The organism is Desulfallas sp. Bu1-1 (assembly GCF_015594625.1).
Lineage (GTDB): Bacteria > Bacillota > Desulfotomaculia > Desulfotomaculales > Desulfallaceae > JADNRQ01.
In genome coordinates, this window is the sequence record NZ_JADNRQ010000017.1 from 30,693 (window position 1) to 46,636 (window position 15,944).

21 protein-coding genes and 1 riboswitch are annotated in these 15,944 nt (G+C 53.6%); of the genes, 14 read left to right on the forward strand and 7 right to left on the reverse strand.

Translation table 11 applies throughout. The features are described from left to right. Positions 1-55: 55 nt before the first annotated feature. The 4 genes from IT084_RS13530 (at position 56) to IT084_RS13545 (ending at position 2,762) form a co-directional block, all read left to right on the forward strand. Positions 56-826: an ATP-binding protein gene (locus IT084_RS13530; RefSeq protein WP_195713430.1), complete on the forward strand. Its 771-nt coding sequence runs from the start codon at positions 56-58 to the stop codon at positions 824-826. Positions 827-854: 28 nt separating this feature from the next. Continuing rightward, a complete protein-coding gene (locus IT084_RS13535; RefSeq protein ID WP_195713431.1) occupies positions 855-1,304 on the forward strand; it encodes a hypothetical protein in 450 nt (149 codons plus the stop codon). Between the two features lie 152 nt (positions 1,305-1,456). Next, positions 1,457-2,173 carry a hypothetical protein gene (locus IT084_RS13540; RefSeq protein WP_195713432.1) on the forward strand — a complete coding sequence of 239 codons (717 nt, stop codon included), beginning with the start codon at positions 1,457-1,459 and terminating at the stop codon, positions 2,171-2,173. Between the two features lie 82 nt (positions 2,174-2,255). Beyond that, complete coding sequence (locus IT084_RS13545; RefSeq protein WP_195713433.1) at positions 2,256-2,762, forward strand: hypothetical protein; 507 nt, start codon at positions 2,256-2,258, stop codon at positions 2,760-2,762. A gap of 90 nt (positions 2,763-2,852) precedes the next feature. On the opposite strand, the gene IT084_RS13550 is transcribed toward IT084_RS13545, so the two are convergent. From IT084_RS13550 to IT084_RS13565, 4 genes are all read right to left on the reverse strand, one after another. Beyond that, positions 2,853-3,497 (reverse strand): 2Fe-2S iron-sulfur cluster-binding protein, encoded by a 645-nt coding sequence (locus IT084_RS13550; protein WP_195713434.1) that lies wholly within the window; start codon positions 3,495-3,497, stop codon positions 2,853-2,855. Continuing rightward, positions 3,482-5,425 carry an NADH-quinone oxidoreductase subunit NuoF gene (gene nuoF / locus IT084_RS13555; protein ID WP_195713435.1) on the reverse strand — a complete coding sequence of 648 codons (1,944 nt, stop codon included), beginning with the start codon at positions 5,423-5,425 and terminating at the stop codon, positions 3,482-3,484. The genes IT084_RS13550 and nuoF overlap by 16 nt, the downstream gene beginning before the upstream one ends. Further along, a complete protein-coding gene (gene nuoE / locus IT084_RS13560; protein WP_195713436.1) occupies positions 5,415-5,942 on the reverse strand; it encodes an NADH-quinone oxidoreductase subunit NuoE in 528 nt (175 codons plus the stop codon). The genes nuoF and nuoE overlap by 11 nt, the downstream gene beginning before the upstream one ends. Before the next feature lie 121 nt (positions 5,943-6,063). After that, complete coding sequence (locus IT084_RS13565; protein ID WP_195713437.1) at positions 6,064-6,363, reverse strand: DVU0772 family protein; 300 nt, start codon at positions 6,361-6,363, stop codon at positions 6,064-6,066. Positions 6,364-6,534: 171 nt separating this feature from the next. On the opposite strand from IT084_RS13565, the gene IT084_RS13570 reads away from it, so the two are divergent. Then, on the forward strand, positions 6,535-6,777 hold the full coding sequence (locus tag IT084_RS13570) for a hypothetical protein (RefSeq protein ID WP_195713438.1): 243 nt from the start codon (positions 6,535-6,537) through the stop codon (positions 6,775-6,777). 20 nt (positions 6,778-6,797) lie between these two features. Here the strand turns inward: IT084_RS13570 and IT084_RS13575 are convergent, their stop codons facing one another. After that, a complete protein-coding gene (locus IT084_RS13575; RefSeq protein ID WP_243276972.1) occupies positions 6,798-7,949 on the reverse strand; it encodes a hypothetical protein in 1,152 nt (383 codons plus the stop codon). Then, positions 7,909-8,046, reverse strand: a complete 138-nt coding sequence (locus IT084_RS13580; RefSeq protein ID WP_195713439.1) for a hypothetical protein — start codon at positions 8,044-8,046, stop codon at positions 7,909-7,911. The genes IT084_RS13575 and IT084_RS13580 overlap by 41 nt, the downstream gene beginning before the upstream one ends. A gap of 190 nt (positions 8,047-8,236) precedes the next feature. Between IT084_RS13580 and IT084_RS13585 the strand changes: the two genes are divergently transcribed. The 3 genes from IT084_RS13585 (at position 8,237) to IT084_RS13595 (ending at position 10,886) form a co-directional block, all read left to right on the forward strand. Next, positions 8,237-9,199 (forward strand): ABC transporter substrate-binding protein, encoded by a 963-nt coding sequence (locus tag IT084_RS13585; protein WP_195713440.1) that lies wholly within the window; start codon positions 8,237-8,239, stop codon positions 9,197-9,199. 20 nt (positions 9,200-9,219) lie between these two features. Continuing rightward, positions 9,220-9,960, forward strand: coding sequence for an ABC transporter ATP-binding protein (locus tag IT084_RS13590; protein WP_195713466.1), 741 nt, complete (start codon positions 9,220-9,222; stop codon positions 9,958-9,960). A gap of 167 nt (positions 9,961-10,127) precedes the next feature. Further along, positions 10,128-10,886 (forward strand): ABC transporter permease, encoded by a 759-nt coding sequence (locus IT084_RS13595; RefSeq protein WP_195713441.1) that lies wholly within the window; start codon positions 10,128-10,130, stop codon positions 10,884-10,886. Here the strand turns inward: IT084_RS13595 and menG are convergent. After that, positions 10,883-11,587: a demethylmenaquinone methyltransferase gene (menG, locus tag IT084_RS13600; RefSeq protein ID WP_195713442.1), complete on the reverse strand. Its 705-nt coding sequence runs from the start codon at positions 11,585-11,587 to the stop codon at positions 10,883-10,885. The genes IT084_RS13595 and menG overlap by 4 nt on opposite strands. 105 nt (positions 11,588-11,692) lie before the next feature. On the opposite strand from menG, the gene IT084_RS13605 reads away from it, so the two are divergent. The 6 genes from IT084_RS13605 to IT084_RS13630 all read left to right on the forward strand — a co-directional run bounded on the left by IT084_RS13605 (position 11,693) and on the right by IT084_RS13630 (position 15,937). Next, positions 11,693-11,842: a hypothetical protein gene (locus tag IT084_RS13605; protein WP_195713443.1), complete on the forward strand. Its 150-nt coding sequence runs from the start codon at positions 11,693-11,695 to the stop codon at positions 11,840-11,842. A 504-nt stretch (positions 11,843-12,346) separates the two neighbouring features. Further along, a riboswitch (cyclic di-GMP riboswitch) is annotated at positions 12,347-12,432 on the forward strand. A 125-nt stretch (positions 12,433-12,557) separates the two neighbouring features. Further along, on the forward strand, positions 12,558-13,295 hold the full coding sequence (locus IT084_RS13610; protein WP_195713444.1) for an HD-GYP domain-containing protein: 738 nt from the start codon (positions 12,558-12,560) through the stop codon (positions 13,293-13,295). Positions 13,296-13,310: 15 nt separating this feature from the next. Continuing rightward, positions 13,311-14,567 carry an ATP-binding protein gene (locus tag IT084_RS13615; RefSeq protein ID WP_195713445.1) on the forward strand — a complete coding sequence of 419 codons (1,257 nt, stop codon included), beginning with the start codon at positions 13,311-13,313 and terminating at the stop codon, positions 14,565-14,567. Positions 14,568-14,576: 9 nt separating this feature from the next. Next, positions 14,577-14,903, forward strand: coding sequence for an STAS domain-containing protein (locus IT084_RS13620; RefSeq protein WP_243276973.1), 327 nt, complete (start codon positions 14,577-14,579; stop codon positions 14,901-14,903). A gap of 7 nt (positions 14,904-14,910) precedes the next feature. Then, positions 14,911-15,636, forward strand: coding sequence for a PP2C family protein-serine/threonine phosphatase (locus IT084_RS13625; RefSeq protein ID WP_195713447.1), 726 nt, complete (start codon positions 14,911-14,913; stop codon positions 15,634-15,636). After that, positions 15,626-15,937, forward strand: a complete 312-nt coding sequence (locus IT084_RS13630; RefSeq protein ID WP_313885485.1) for an STAS domain-containing protein — start codon at positions 15,626-15,628, stop codon at positions 15,935-15,937. The genes IT084_RS13625 and IT084_RS13630 overlap by 11 nt, the downstream gene beginning before the upstream one ends. Positions 15,938-15,944 lie beyond the last annotated feature (7 nt).

The window sequence follows — 15,944 nt, forward strand, 5'->3', positions numbered from 1 at the left end:
CGTATAATGTAGAATATTGATTAAAAATTAACTTGATTGTGGAATGGGATGATGGATGCAGGATTCACACCTTAAATGGGTAAAGGGAAAAGTAAAAAGGGCTATGACCAACTACGGCATGATCGTCGACGGGGACCGGGTGGCGGTCGGCCTGTCCGGGGGCAAGGACAGCATGGCGCTGTTGCACCTGCTGCACTTGATTCGCAGGGAGATTCCGGTGCGTTACCAACTGCACGCGATATTTGTTAATCCCGGCTGGCCCATGGACGTAGGTGTGATGGAGGATTTTTGCCGCCGGAGAGAAATTCCCTTTACCAATAAATTAACGGACATAGGAGAAGTTGTTTTTAAACACCGCAATGAAAAAAATCCCTGCGCGTTGTGCGCCAACCTCCGCCGGGGTGCGATCAACAATACCGCCCGCGACCTGGGGTTGAACAAGCTGGCGCTGGGGCACCACCTGGATGATGCCATTGAAACGTTTTTTATGAGCCTGATTTTTACCGGCCAGTTCAGAACGTTTTCACCGGTTACTTTCATGGATCGAAGCGGGATTACCTTGATTCGCCCCCTGATCTACCTGCCCGGCAAAACGGTGGAAACCCTGGTGCAGCGGCAGGAAATTCCCGTTGTCAAGAGTCTTTGCCCGGTTAATGGCAAAACCAAAAGGGAAGAAATGAAACAGTTGGTGTCCACTTTGAGTGAAAGATACCCGGAACTGCGTACTAGGTTTTTAACGGCTTTTCAAACGCTGGATCCGGATAATCTGTGGCCGCCTATGGTATGCCGCAACCCGCGGGAAGCAGGCGCGCCGGAACGTGAATAATTTATGACCGGGGACGGGGTGAAACATTTTGAACAAAAAAGAGAGGTATGCGTACGGGCAGCTGGTAATCGGTGTTTTGGTGTTTTTATTGATCTATACGTACTTTTATTATAGCAGATTCCGCCAGGCTCCGGGAGAGGGCGGGGAGTGGGGTTCGGCTGTATTTCTTTCCGCCACCGCTGTGCTGGCGGGTATGCTGATCGAACTGGGGCGTTTTTGGGGCTGGGTCATTGAGGTGAAAATCAACAAGGAATTACTGGTTTTGCAGGGAATACCCGCGGCGGTGCTGAGCCTGGTTCCCGGGCCGCTCTGGATACAGGCGGGCGGCAACGTGTTCCCGTACATCTTTTTTGCCGATCCGGTGGTTACCGGCATTTCCGGGGTTTGGCTCGGGGTGGTGCTGTTCCGTTCCATTTTTAACAATAAGCGCGTCAAAGACGAAGAAGAAGTAAAGGACAACAAGCCCAGAGGAGTCTAAACAACCAGGGCTCAATAAAATATTGATTTATCTGCAAAAACACCGCAGCGGCAGATACAAGTAACGGTTATTGCAGCGAAATCAATATTTTTTTTGCCTGGCTGCAGGAAAAAATTGTAAAAAGTATAAACATTTAGTTGGGAGGTGTATAGATGTTGTTTAAAAGATACGAAGAAATATCGCTGCGGCTGGAGCAACTGGGCGCGCAGATGGGAAACTTGAGCAACGGTGATCGACAGGAATTGCAGAGCTTGCTGGAGGAGCAGGCCTGGTTGAGTTCCACGCTGGTGAAACAAGCCAAATCGCTTCTGGAGGAAATCGATAATAGCTTTGAACGGTTGTTTGACTGGATGATTTACATTTCGGACCTGATCGAGCAAGCTTCCGGCAGGGGAGGAACGACCGGGGATATACTGCGCCTCAAAATGGTGATGGTGGAGGCCGAAAATCTGAAAGAACAACTTAAACGGCTTACTTTCAATAACGAGTCCGGGCCCAGCAACGAAATAACGGTTGTTCCGCAACCGGTGCTGGAAACCCGGATGGAAGCCGCGCCGGCGCTGGTACCTGTGGAAATTGAACAACCGAGCGCTGTGCCGCCGGTTATGGTTGTCCCGGTTAAAAGAAAAGTGCGTAAAAAAAAAGTAAAAAAAACCGGGGAAGATACAGGCACAAAGGGTAAGTACAGCCCTCCGCGGGAACTGCTGGCCGCGCTGGCCGAAAAAATGGCCCCGTCCAAAAGGCACCATGCCGGCGCTTTAGGGAATGTTTCAATTCCCGGAAGTGATGCCGTCATTTTACCCCGGTACGCGCTGGACCATAACATAAAAATGATCAAGGTGCAAAAGAACCCGGGATTGCTCAAATGAACGGGAATGAAAAGTCGGGCTTGCTTTTACGGGCAAGATGACATAAGATTGGACCAAAGTGAAGTGTAACGGGGGGGATATTTTGCAAAAATTTGCGGAAACGGTATATGACGAGAGCAGCGCAGGCGTGGTTGGCAGGTTCCTGCAGGCAATAAATGACGGGGACGCGCTGGCATTCTGGAGATTGCTGGATAGACAGGGTAAAGGGTATTTCATGGGTATGTGGTTTTACGCCCTGGGGAGCATGGACCTGGGAACGGTTGCCCTGCTGGCGGAGGATGAAAATTTCCTGAAAGATGCGCTGGCCCAAATTGTCGGGGACCTGAAAACCAGCCTGGGCCCGCTTTTGAAAAACCCCGCCGTCGGCGTGGTGCGGTACACCGATAGCCAGCACGCGGTGGTGCAAGTGACCGCCGGCGGCACGGGGGAACAGCCGCACAGGGATTATATCCCCCTGGTGCTTGAACTGGCCTCGCCGGGCGAACAACACGGGGAAGGCCGGTCGTTTGATGTTAACGTGGGCATGACCTGCTGGAAAGTTGATACGCTGAAGTGTTTTAGTTTTAGAAAACATGAAACAGCGCAGTAGTCGCCCATGATGCAAGACCGGAAATGGATTTTTGCGGTGCCGGAAAATGAAAAGGCCCCCTGCATCCACGTGATGCAAGGAGCCTTTTGCTTATTTTTGCACACTGAACGCGCCTACGGGGCACGCCCCGGCGCATTCCCCGCACCCGCTGCAGCCGCTTTCGGCCAGGGGAACGTCGCCAAAGGTGGTGACCACGCGGTCGTAGCCGCGCCGGGTAAAGCCCAGGACAGCGTTGCCGCCGCGCCGGCAGGCCCGGACGCACCGGCCGCATAACACGCATTTGTTGGGGTCGTAGACGAGCCCGGCAACGCTGTTGTCCACCGGCAGGTTTCTTTCCAGCACGGGCAGGTTTTTGGGCTTCAGCCTCAGCTTGCGCTCCTTGGCGATGCGCTGCAGCTCGCAGTTGCCGTTGGCCGGGCAGTTTTTGCAATCCAGCTTGTGGTTGGACATGAGCAGTTCAAACGCCGCGGCCACCAGGCCGTCCACCCGCTCACTGCGGGTGTTGATCACCAGGCCTTCAGATACCGGCAGGGTGCAGGCGGGTACAGGGACGGGGCGGCCCTGCACTTCCACAAAGCACAGCCGGCACGAGGCGGCGGGGTTTTCCTTGTCTTCCCGGTCGGCGCACAGGTGGGGGATGTAAATACCGTTGTCCAGGGCCGCCCACAGCAGCATTTCGCCCGCCTCGGCACTGACCGTGCGGCCGTCGATGGTGATGGTTACTTTTTCTGCCATTGTTTTTTCCCCTCCCTGTACTCCTTCTCTTTTTCCTGCACCAGGTGAGGCGGCGACAATTTCACCACGGCCTTGTACTGGGGCGGGCAGGCCACCATGCAGCTGTCGCACTTGACGCATTTCTTCTGGTCAATGACCTTGATCCGGTCCTCGTTGTCGTGAATGGCTTCCACCGGACAGCTGCCCACGCAGGCGTCGCAGGAACGCTCGCACTTATCCGGCAAAATGTAGTAGGCAATGAGATCCTTGCACATCAGGGAAGGGCAGCGCCCCTCGTTGATGTGGGCCTCGTACTCGTCCCGGAAATATTTGATGGTGCTCAGCACCGGGTTGGGGGCCGTTTTGCCCAGGCTGCACAGCGAACCGGCTTTCACCTTGGCGGCCAGTTCTTGCAGCAGGTCAATGTCCCCGGGTCTACCCTGCCCCCTGGTGATTCTTTCCAGCACATCCAGCATGTGCTTGGTACCCAGGCGGCAGAAGGTGCACTTGCCGCAGGACTCTTTCTGGGTAAAGTCCAGGAAAAACCGGGCGATTTCCACCATACAATCGTCCTCGTCCAGTACCACCATGCCCCCGGACCCCATCATGGCCCCCGCCCCGGTCAGCGAGTCGAAGTCAATGGGGGTGTCCAGGGCCGTTTCGGGCAGGCAGCCGCCCGAGGGGCCGCCGATCTGCACCGCCTTGAACTTTTTGCCGCCCGCGATGCCGCTGCCCACATCAAAGATTAATTCGTTCAGGGTGGTGCTCATGGGCACTTCAGCCAGGCCGGTGTTGATAACCTTGCCGGCCAGGGCGAATATGGCGGTGCCGGGGTTTTTCTCCGAGCCAATGCTCTTGAACCATTCCGCTCCGTTTTTCATAATGTGGGGCACATATGACAACGTTTTGACGTTATTGATGATGGTCGGCTTGCCCCACAGGCCGGATACCGCCGGAAAAGGCGGCCGGTGCCGGGGGATGCCGGGCTTGCCCTCCATGGATGCGATCAGCGCCGTTTCCTCTCCGCAGACAAAAGCGCCCGAACCCTGGAATATTTCAATGTCGAAGTTGAAACCGGTACCGAGAATGGAGTTTCCAAGCAGTCCCTTTTCCCGGGCCTGCTGCACGGCCAGGGTCACCCGTTCCACGGCCAGGGGGTACTCGGCCCGGATATACACATACCCTTGTTCGGCACCCACCGCCCGGGCGGCGATGGCCAGCCCTTCCACCATCAGGTGCGGATTTGATTCCAGGATGGTCCGGTCCATGAACGCGCCGGGGTCGCCCTCGTCGGCGTTGCAAATAACGTACTTGGGCGTACCCGGGGCATTGCGGCAGGTTTCCCACTTGACGCCGGTGGGGAACCCGGCCCCGCCGCGCCCTCGCAACCCCGAGGACTTGATGGTTTCAATAATTGCCTCCGGCGACATCTCCAGCGCCTTGACCAGGGCGGCGTATCCCCCCGTGGCGATGTAGTGGTCGATGTTTTGGGGGTCGATAAAACCGCATTGCTCCAGCACGATTTTGTTTTCGTGCACCCCGCGGGGGAAATCCGCGAAGGTGGGGAACAGGTCGTTCGGCTCCAGGGCGGCCAGGGCGAATTCAATGCCCGGGTCGCCTTCGGTGAGAAAGTCGCGCACTATTCTGGCCCCCACGCCTTCCTTCACGTATCCGTAACAGATGGCCGGAAACCCTGCGTTGTAAATGACCATGACCGGCTCGGCGTAACAGTGGCCCATGCAGCCCACTTCAATTATATTTGCGTCCAGCTGCAGGCGGTTGATTTCGTTTTTTACCTCTTCCAGCAGGCTCAGCGCTCCCGCCGCCCGGCCGCAGGTGGCCGCGCCGATCAAGATCAACGGTTTTTCCCTGAGCCGTTCCCAGCTTTCCCGGGCGGTTTCTTGCAATTCGGCAAAAGCCGCCGCGGCGACCGCATTATTATTGCTCATTGTCGGCATTACCTTCTTTCGCTTTTTGCTTATCCAGTTGATGAGCAAACAATAAACCGTCCACTCTGGTGGGGGTCATTTTGCCGTGCACCTCTTCGTTGATCACCACCACCGGGGCCATGGTGCAGCACCCGACGCAGGCCACCCGCTCCAGGCTGTATTCGCGGTCCCGGGTGGTTTCTCCCACCGTGATGTTGAGGCGGCGCTCCCAGGCCTCCTGGATAATGTGGGCGCCTCTCATGTGGCAGGCCGTGCCCATGCAAATCTTGACCTGGTTTTTGCCGGGCGGGGTCAGGCGAAACTGGTTGTAAAAGGTGATCACCCCGTATACGTCCACCGCCGGCACGGCAAAGTGATTGGCCACCTTTTCCATGGTTACCTGCGGCACATAACCCAATTTTTCCTGCACCTTTTGCAGCACCGGGATCAATTGGCCCCGGTTTTGCCGGTCCACGCCGGCCAGGATTTGTTGGGTGGTTTCCACGGCTATTATTTTTTCTTCTTCCGTTAATTTCATTTTCATCGCCCCAGATGTGTAAATTTGTTTTAGTAAAATTCGGAAAACTGTTTTTGAGAAGCATAAAAGTTAACAAATTAATTATATCATAATAACATCGTAAAATCCATATTTTACGATGTTATTTTATAAGATTTTCCTCGATCCAATGGCGAATTTCGTCGTTAATGTTAAACAAGTTGTCCAGTTTGAGATTGCCTCCCTGTTCCTCCACGGCCTTGACCATCATCTCCCGGGGAGGCTGGTCAAGCAGGGTTTGGGTTTTGCTCAGGCGCTCTTTAATGATATATATCGCCAGCCGGGGGGTTTGATCGCAAACATCAATGACGAAGGCGTAGCCGGTCTTTCTGTTTTTTTTGAATTCATCTTCCAAGCGAAAATCCCACAATATTTTATCTTTAATTTCCGTGAAAAAGCTCATTTTACCACCTGCCTGTCTTTATTTTTAATTCAAAGCAATTGTAGCACAGATAATGAAAATACGCAAAAAAAGCTTTATGAACGACGTTTTGCTTATTGGGTACGGCAAAACTTTGTTTGGACAGCCTTTAAAATAGAACAAATGTTTGGTATAATATTTCCGGGTGATAATATGACCAAGCTTTACCGGCAACAAATCAAGGTGCAAACCAGGGACAGGCTGCCTGTGGCGTTTTACTGGCGCCGGGTCTGGTACCGGGTGACGGCGTGCACTGTAAAGGAAGAGCTGCCGTCCCGGCGGGAATGGTGGCGCATGCCCGGGCCGCCGCGGTACCGCTGCGAAACAAAACAGGGGCTGGTGTGCGATTTAATCAAGGACGGCAACGGGTGGAAGCTGGAGCGGGTGTGGGATTAAAGGAGACGGGGGGTTGCTTCTTACTTTTCGGGTTTAAAAGCCGGCTGCGGGACAAGACGTTCTTTGGCATAACCATATATTAACCCTGCAAGCAGTAGCAGCCCGGCATAACCCACCGCCGGGTACAATACCCGGACCAAAGTGGAAAAACCAAACTGGCTGGCGCCAAGCGCCACTACACTAGTTCCAATAATCAACCATTTAAAGGCGGGTTTACCCTGATCGGTGATCCTTTCGGCAAACCCGTAAAGACTGCCCACGGCGGTGGTATAGACTTCCGCCAGCAACACAATACTGTAAGCCACTTGAATCAGCGGTGAAAACTGGGCTGCAATAAACACCATCGGAACTTCGTAGCCTGAAACCGCCGGGACTTTGGACAACAGAGTCAGGTTAATGGCCAGCGCGCCAATGCCCAGGCCTAATCCTCCCAGCAGGGCTCCTTTTTGTAAAATTTTTGGGTTGCCCACATGCCTACCCAGCGGGGCCAGTACCGATACGCTTAATATTAAATTGTATGAAACGTAAGTTACCGCCGAAAGGGGCCAGAAAGGTACGGCGGCCCGGGAGGCCCGGGCCCAACCGGATATGGTATCCAGGTCAACCGGCGTGGTAACTAGGGTGGCTATGGTGATCCCCAAAACCGAGACCAGCAATAACGGGACCACAAAACTAATGGCATTTATTACACCTGTTATGCCGACCAGTACAGTCAGCATGGTCGTGCCCGCCATGATCAAGCTGCCGAGAATATAGGGCAAGCCGAATTGTTCCTTGAATATGGCCCCGGCCCCGGCAGCCATGGCGGTAAGGGCACCAAACAAGAAGAACGTGATCACTCCGTCAATGATCATGCCGAGCCAGCGGCCGCCGGCATATTGGATTACTTCCCGGTGGGAATCGGCGTTCAATCTTTGCCCCAATTCCAAAATGATCAGGCCAAAAAAAACAAACAGTATTGTGGCCAGCACCAAACCGATAATGCCGGGCAGGCCAAAAAAACTGAAAAATTGCAAAACTTCCTGTCCGGACGCGAATCCCGCTCCCACCACGGTGCCCATGTATACCGCCGCTACTTTTAAACCGGAAATATTTTTTGCGCCTGTTTTCATGGTGATATTGTACCGTGGGCTAAGATTTTTTGTTTTCCGGGCCGCGCTCGGGATCGACAATTTCGGACAGCCCCCTGACCCGGTCCAGTTCCTCTTTACGGGTCAATCCCTGGTTATAGGTTTTGCTTGAAGCATCGTTTCCACCACGTTTTTTCATGAGCTTTAACACCCTCCCGTTGTGGTCCGGTTATGTATACCGTGTTATTATGGCCTGTTTGCCGGCGAATTATCACACCCGGTCGGGGAGAGTGTTTTTGTCCCCGTCCGGTGCAGGATTTAAGTTATGCCTAATAGAAAAGATAAATAATGTAGTTTTGATCGTATCAATGTACCGGGAGGGATAATAATTGTTTTTTTGTCGTAAACAGGCGATTGTTGCGTTACTGGTGGCCGGGCTGTTGTTTGTCCTTGGCGGGTGCGGCGGCGACAAACCGGCCCCGGTCAAGCTCGGCATGATGCCCATTACCGACAACCTGCCTTTTTGGGTGGCCCAGGAAAAGGGGTATTTCAAGGACGAGGGGCTGGAAGTGGAACTGATTTCCTTCCCCAGCGCCCTTGAACGGGACAGCGCCTTTTCCGCCGGGCGGATCGACGCGGCCATAGGCGACATGCTGGCCGTTGCCGCCATGAACAATGCGGGCACCGAAGTAAGGGCGGTTTCTGTAGGCCAGGGGGCGGCTCCCGGGGAAAACAGGTTTGCCATTTTGTCGGCGCCCGGCTCGGGCATTACCGCCCCGAAACAACTGAAAAACGTACCCATCGCCCTGTCCTTGAACACCATCAACGAGTATATCACCGACCGGCTGTTGATGGCGGAGGGGCTCAAGCCCGAAGAAATTAAAACAAACAGCATGCCCAAGCTGCCCATCCGGCTGGAAGCGCTATTAAACGGCCAGGTGCAGGCGGCCACCCTGCCCGATCCGTTCGCCACCCTGGCGGAAATCAAGGGGGCGAATCTTGTCGTGGATAATACCAAAAATACCGTGGCCCAGACCGTGGTGATCGTGCGGAAGGAAACCCTCGACCGCAACCTGGAAAGCATTCAAAAACTAATGCGGGCTTATGCCAGGGCGGTGGAGGACCTGCAAACCGACCCGCTGCAGTATGATAAAATCCTGGCGGAAAACGCCCGGGTGCCGAAAGATGTGTTGACCGGCGGCGAGCACAAGCTGCGGCTGCACTTTTCCCCGCCGCAACTGCCTGATAAAGAGGGCGTGGCTGTGACGATTGAATGGATGAAAGACCACAACCTGCTGCAAAAGGACCTGGGTTACGACGACCTGGTGGACGGGCGGGTTCTGGAGCAGTGATCCAGGCGGAACAGAAAAACATGGTTGAAGTAAACGGCCTATCGGTGGTTTACCGGCAGGGGAAGCAAGAGGTGCCGGCGCTCCGGGACGTCTCTTTTGCCATTTCGCGGGGCAGCACCTGCGCATTGATCGGCCCGTCGGGGTGCGGCAAGTCCACGCTGCTTTACGTGCTTTCGGGATTGCTTGAATCCTATTCCGGCCGGGTACTGGTGGACGGCGCGCCGGTGGCGCCCCTGCGCCGGGAGACCGCGCTGATTCTCCAGGATTACGGCCTGTTACCCTGGAAAAAAGTTTACGATAACGTGGGCCTGGGGCTGGAAATCAGAGGGGTAACCGGGAAGGAAAGAAGCACCAGGATTGAGCGCGTGCTTACCGAAGTCGGCCTGTGGGAAATGCGGGACCGCTATCCGTCCCAGTTAAGCGGCGGCCAGCGGCAGCGCATCGGCATCGCCAGGGCTATGGCACTGGACCCGGACTTGCTGCTGATGGATGAGCCGTTTTCCTCGCTGGATGCCCTGACCCGGGAAAATCTCCAGCGGCAGCTGCTGGACATCTGGAAGAGAAAGCGGATGACGGTGGTGCTGGTGACGCACAGCATTGAGGAGGCCGTTTTTCTGGGGCAAAAAATTATTGTTCTGTCCGGTCACCCGGGCAGGGTATTGAGCATTGTGGAAAACCCCCGCATGGGGGAAGCGGGTTACCATAAGACATCGGCATTTCATGCTTTAACCACGGAACTGAGGGAAAAGCTCGTTCCGTAATAATCTATAAAAATCACCGGCCCAAAATTGCCACAGCAGCAGGCGATCTGGCGGTTCTCCGGAGCGAGTGGAGCACTGGATGCGGTTCGGTGTAATTGCGAGACGAACGGAAGAAATCACGGAGCACCAAATTCAAGTACCTGTTAATATTTTCAGGGTTGGAGATTATGAACAGGCGATTATATGTAAACTTGTTCTGGACAATTGCATCCATCTTATTTTTAATCGCGGGCTGGCAGCTACTTGCTTCGGTTATGAACAAGCCCGCCCTGCCGGGCCCGCTGGTATCTTTTTATACTTTTGCCGTGGAAATTTCAGGCGGGTTGTGGCACCATTTCGTGGTGAGCAGTTACCGGGTGGTGATCAGCCTTGTGCTATCACTGGCGCTGGCGGTGCCGTGCGGCATGATCATGGGCAGGGAGGAGCGGGTTGATCGCAGCCTGGCTCCTCTGATTTACATTGTCTACCCGGTGCCCAAGATCGTATTTCTGCCGGTACTGATGGCCCTGCTGGGGATCGGGGACATTTCCAAGATCACCCTGATCACGCTGGTGGTGTTTTTTCAAATTCTCGTCCCCATCCGGGACGCCGCCCGGGGCATCAACCCGGCGGTGATCAATTCCGTCAAGTCCCTGGGGGCCGGCCGGTGGGACATTTACAAGCATGTGGTCTGGCCGGCGGTGCTGCCCGAGGTGCTCACTTCGCTGCGCATCGCCTCAGGCACGGCCATCGCCATCCTGTTTTTTTCGGAAACCATCTCCAGCCAGGAGGGGCTGGGCTATTACCTGCTGGACGCGTGGTCCCGGGCGGCTTACCCGGAGATGTTTGCCGGCATTATATCCATGAGCCTGCTGGGCTTTATTATCTACATCGCCTTGGACTACCTGGAGCGCCGGGCCTGTCCCTGGAAATATGTCCAGCTTTAAGGCTTGCGGCCCATGTGCATGGCGGCAACCCCGCCGTCGTAGGGTTTAGCTTCAATATCTACGAGACCTGCCTGGCGGAACATCTCCGCCAGCTTTTTTCGGTCGGGAAAATCACGTGCCGATTCCTGCAGCCAGGAGTACTGCTGGTAACTTTTCGCCAGTATCTTGCCCAGCAGCGGCATCACAAAGCGGAAATAGGCGTAATAGAGTTGCCTGAACACCGGAATGGTAGGCTGCGACGTTTCCAGGCAGACCACCTTGCCGCCCGGCTTGGCAACCCGCCGCATCTCCCGGAGCACCTGCATGTAGTCGGGCACGTTGCGCAGGCCGAAACCGATGGTTACATAGTCGAATGTATTGTCGCCGAAGGGTAAATTCATGGCGTTGCCATGGATTAATTTTATGTTGCCCAGCCCCGCGGCGTCGATTTTTTCCCGGCCGATTTTCAACATGTTCTCGCTGAAATCCAGCCCGTACACCAGTCCTTCCGGTCCGGCGGCCCGGGCCAGGGCAATGGTCCAGTCCGCGGTGCCGCAGCACACGTCCAGCGCCGTTTGGCCCTTTTGGACGTTCATCCGCTTCATGGTATCTTTTCGCCATGCTTTATGGCGTTGAAAACTGATGACGGAATTCATAAAGTCATACTTTTCAGAGATGGTTTCAAATACTTCGTGGACACGTTGTTCCTTGGATTGCCGCACTGGTTGCCCCTTCTCCCGTTCTTTTCAGATTATTTTACTCCCACAGTATAACACGCGGCAGAAAAACTGCATAGCCTTACCGCAGCCCGTTCCGCTGACAAAATATTGAACAATGCCGCCATGGCTTTCAGCTCGGTTTCGGTGGTGACCAATGCCCTGCGATTGAAACGCTTTGACCCGTTTATTGACTTCCGGAAAGAAAAAAAGGGCAGCTTCCGGCTGGTTCCCGAACCCGCCCGTCGTCCGGGAAAATAAGAACTTTGCGGTATGGATTGTGGCTGACCTTCATTATCCGAAAAATGTGGAACGATAGCAGGAGAATGGAAATTTTCGTCTAATCTTTGGGGAAAGGAAAAGAAATGGAAAGGGATGTCGGAAAGATGAGTTCGTTGAAGTATGCAAATAGAACACATGTTCCTATCGGGGGGGGGGGGGGGGGGGTATTTTATGTAATAATTACCATTATTTGACATTACCGTATTCCTCCCATTTGGTAATCATAACTTATGTGCTCTCAAGAAACTTCCGTTATTTACTTACCTTTGTAAATTCCCTGCCCAGGTTGTCTGTTCGCCCCTTCCAATTGCTAACGAGGCGCATTCTCACCGTTTTTTCTCACGTTCTTGTTTGCTTATTTTTTTCTCTCTGTTTTCTCCATGAACATAACGCTTTAACGGTTGAACGCTTTACCTGCCGGGCAGTCTTGCGTTTCCGGCCATGCTCAATACGATCTTATACTTTAGCTAATTAAAAACTTTATTGTGCCAAAGGCAAACCATCCGAAAGGGTGGGGCGCAAAGCCATGGGTCTGTAGCCCTTTGGGGTATGACTGCCAGGCTGCCGCGATAGAGGTTTATTATTGTTCTAATATCTATTGTGGCAGCTGGTGGGCTGCCGTTTTTTCTTATCAGCGTATCCACCCGCTAATACTCGAGTATGATGAAAAAAAGTCGAAAAGGGGGCGGTACCTTTGGATACAACGGGGGTAGAGGAACTCTTAATGTCAATGAAAAAGTCCTGGCCGGGATTATTTCTTCACAGTGCCAATGTTGCGAATCTCTCCTTGAGAATATGCAATTTTCTCGGTCTAGACGAACTGGATCGGGAAACCATGATAGCCGGGGCGCTCCTCCACGATGTGGGAAAGATGTTTGTTAAACGCGAAATTATCGATAAGCCGGGACCCCTTACAAAGGGGGAATGGACTGAATTAAAGGAACACCCCTCGCGGGGTGCCTCCTTAATAGAAGAAATGGGAGCTGACACGCCCTTGGTGGAAATGGTCCGCTATCATCACGAAAGGTGGGATGGAAAGGGATATGAGGGGCTGAGGGGAGAACGGATACCTTTATACGCCCGAATCATTGTACTGGCCGATTCCCTGGATGCCATGACATCCTTAAGGCCTTACCGTGCGCCTTTAAAGGTGCACGAGGCAATTAAAGAAGTTCACCGGTGTGCCGGTTCTCAGTTTGATCCGAAGTTGGTAACGGCCCTGGCGGCGGATCCCTTTTGGCGAAGTGATACTTATCAAAACCCCGCCAGGCTGGAAAGGCAACTGGACAAGGAAAAGCAATGGCTTGTTCAATTGGCGGATTCATATGCCACTTTATCTCACCCGCTGGTATATGCCCAAAGCCAATGGCTGGACCGTTTATTGACAATATTCTGGCAATTGAAAGGATGTGCAAAAGGGGCTCGCAGGTAGAAGGGTGGTGAAAAAATGCGAATGTGTCTTGAGTGTGCGGAGAAAAATCCAGACCGTCTTTGTGTGGAATGCAAGTATTTTATTCAGCCTGGCCCCCTTCGCCGGGTGCTTTCGCCACCAGTCCAGGTATTATTGGAAGGGGAACGCCGGAACCAATATCCGGCCTACATTCTAGCGCTGAATACCAGGGAATTTGGATTAAAAACGGAAGCTCCGGTTCCCGGGCAGTACGTAATGAGGTTACAGGAAAGCTTGTGGGTCGAGGTTGCCGGAGTACCGTTCAAGGGGAAAAATGATGTTCACGTTTTTGATATCTTGTGTGTACACAGGGGACAGGAGACTGCCAGGCGGCTAAGCACCGAGGAATATCAGTTGCTCGCCGGAAATACCGGCGAACTGGTGGTGGAGATTTCTCGACATTTGCCGGAACATCTTCAAAACCTGGTCAGGGAGAAACTGCTGGCCGAAGTGGAGAAATCCGAACTAATCAACGCTCTCCGGGTGGGAAAAGTGATGAAATATGAAGGGGGGCGCTTCCGCCACCTTTCGGGCCAGGCCGACCTGGACCTGCCCATGGAAGAAGCGGAAAAGCTGATGCGCCAGGTTGTCAACCAGGTCGAACACCGGCGCGAGGTGATCGTTAGCGCTGACGGGCAAAAGGTGTTTGATCTTCACGGCGTGCCGTTCGACCACAGGAACGGTGGACTGCTGGCCTTTGACATCACCGAGGTGATTGAGAAGGAGAGAAGGATGCACCGGCAGGAAATGCAGGCTTACCGGGAGGCCATAGCGGCGGTAACGGGGGGCCGGTTATACCTGGTGAATGGTGAAGAGATGGAAAAGGTGGTCTCAGAAGGGACAGAACTGGCCAAGGGTGAGGTCGGGCAGACCCGTGACATTCCGGAAGCCCGCCGGGCAATGCGAGAAGCTTTACCTGTTCTCGACGGTCGCAGGCGGCACGCGATTACCTTGTGCTTGACAGAGGCGCTGACCAACGCTCTTAAACATGCGGGGGGCGGTTGCTGGCAAGCCAGGCAGTCAGGGGATACAGTCAGGATTATTGTGCAGGACCGGGGTCCGGGAATCAAAAACAGCGAATTGGCCCGGGCAACGCTGATGCAACATTATTCAACCAAGAATTCCTTGGGGTGTGGATTTACCCTGATGCTCTACTATGCGGATTACCTCTACCTTAATACTGGACCGTCAGGTACCGTCCTGGCCCTGGACTTTGGCGTCGTGCCTGCAGATAGGTTAAAACAAGACCAGTGAAGGAAGGTGATGTTATTGCTGAAAGTGGGTGTTTACGTTGCCCGGGGAGTGTGCCGGGTAGTGCTGAACGGTGAATTGGACATGGAAACGGTAGCGCAACTGCAAGAGGTTGTTGGGAAAGTGGGGGAATGCACGCTGGAAGTTGACCTGTCGGGCGTTACTTTCGTTGATTCGACCGGGTTAAAATGTCTGCTGGATATACAAGATTATTGGCGGCAAAAAGGGGGCCAGATGCTGATTTTGAAGTCGCAACCCGATGTGGCGGAGGTTATGCAGTTAGTAGGGCTGGATAGGCTCCTAACTCAAAACAGCGCTCCGGCTGAAGAGGAGAGGTAGGAGAAGAATGATAGAAGTAATCAAAGAAAACAGGAGCAAATTAGCGGTTCACGGGTTGGAATGCAGTGGATACAGTCTGCCTGCCGGGCAGGTAGGGGGCGATTTTTTTGAATTTATTTCTATAAACGATAGAATCGTATATACCGCTATCGGAGATGTGATGGGTAAAGGATTCCAGGCGGCATGTTTGATGGAAAAAATTCGCAAATTGCTCCGGGATTGTATTAATGTAAATCCCCATCCCTTGGAGGTGGTACGCCGGTTAAATAAGCTGGGAGGACATGAGTTGCGGAAATTCCGCTCATTTACCACGCTTTGCCTGTTGTGTTTCGACGTGGTAGCCAGGCGCCTCACCTGTGTCAATGCCGGGCATCACCCGCCCCTCCTGCTATCCGGCGGACGGATCAAGGTGGCGGAGTGCAGGGGAATTGCCTTGGGCCTGTTGGAAGATTATCTCGGGTCAGGGATGGACGAATATTTTTTAGCCGCCGGGGATGTGGTAGTGCTATACACTGATGGAGTTGTGGAAGCCTGTGGGCCCGATGAGCAAAGATACGGACAGGAGCGATTAAAAGAGGTGGTTTGCCTTAACCATGGTTTTGATGCAGAACGGATTAGAACCAATATCCTGGCTGATCTTGATAAGTTTACCAAAGGTATTCCTCAAAGGGATGACATTACACTGGTTGTTATGAAATTAACGGAAAAGGCAGGTGACAGGGGTGGAGATTAATATCCGTCAAAAGAAAGGAATGGTAAGCCTGATGGTGAAAGGTGAACTGGATTTCAGCAACGTGGACCAATTGCAGCAAGAAATTCAACGGCGGTCCGAGGAAGTGGTGGAGGTAGATCTCCGGGGACTTCAATTCATCGACTCTTCCGGGGCGGGAATGCTCCTAAGCCAGGCCAGGCTCCTTTACAAGCAGGGCCGTACCCTGAGAATTGTTAACATTCCCGGTTTGATTCGAGAAGACCTGGAAGTGATAGGGTTTTTCAGGGTACTTGAAGTTCTTGGGATAAACCCCGGTGCTTAGGAGTGAG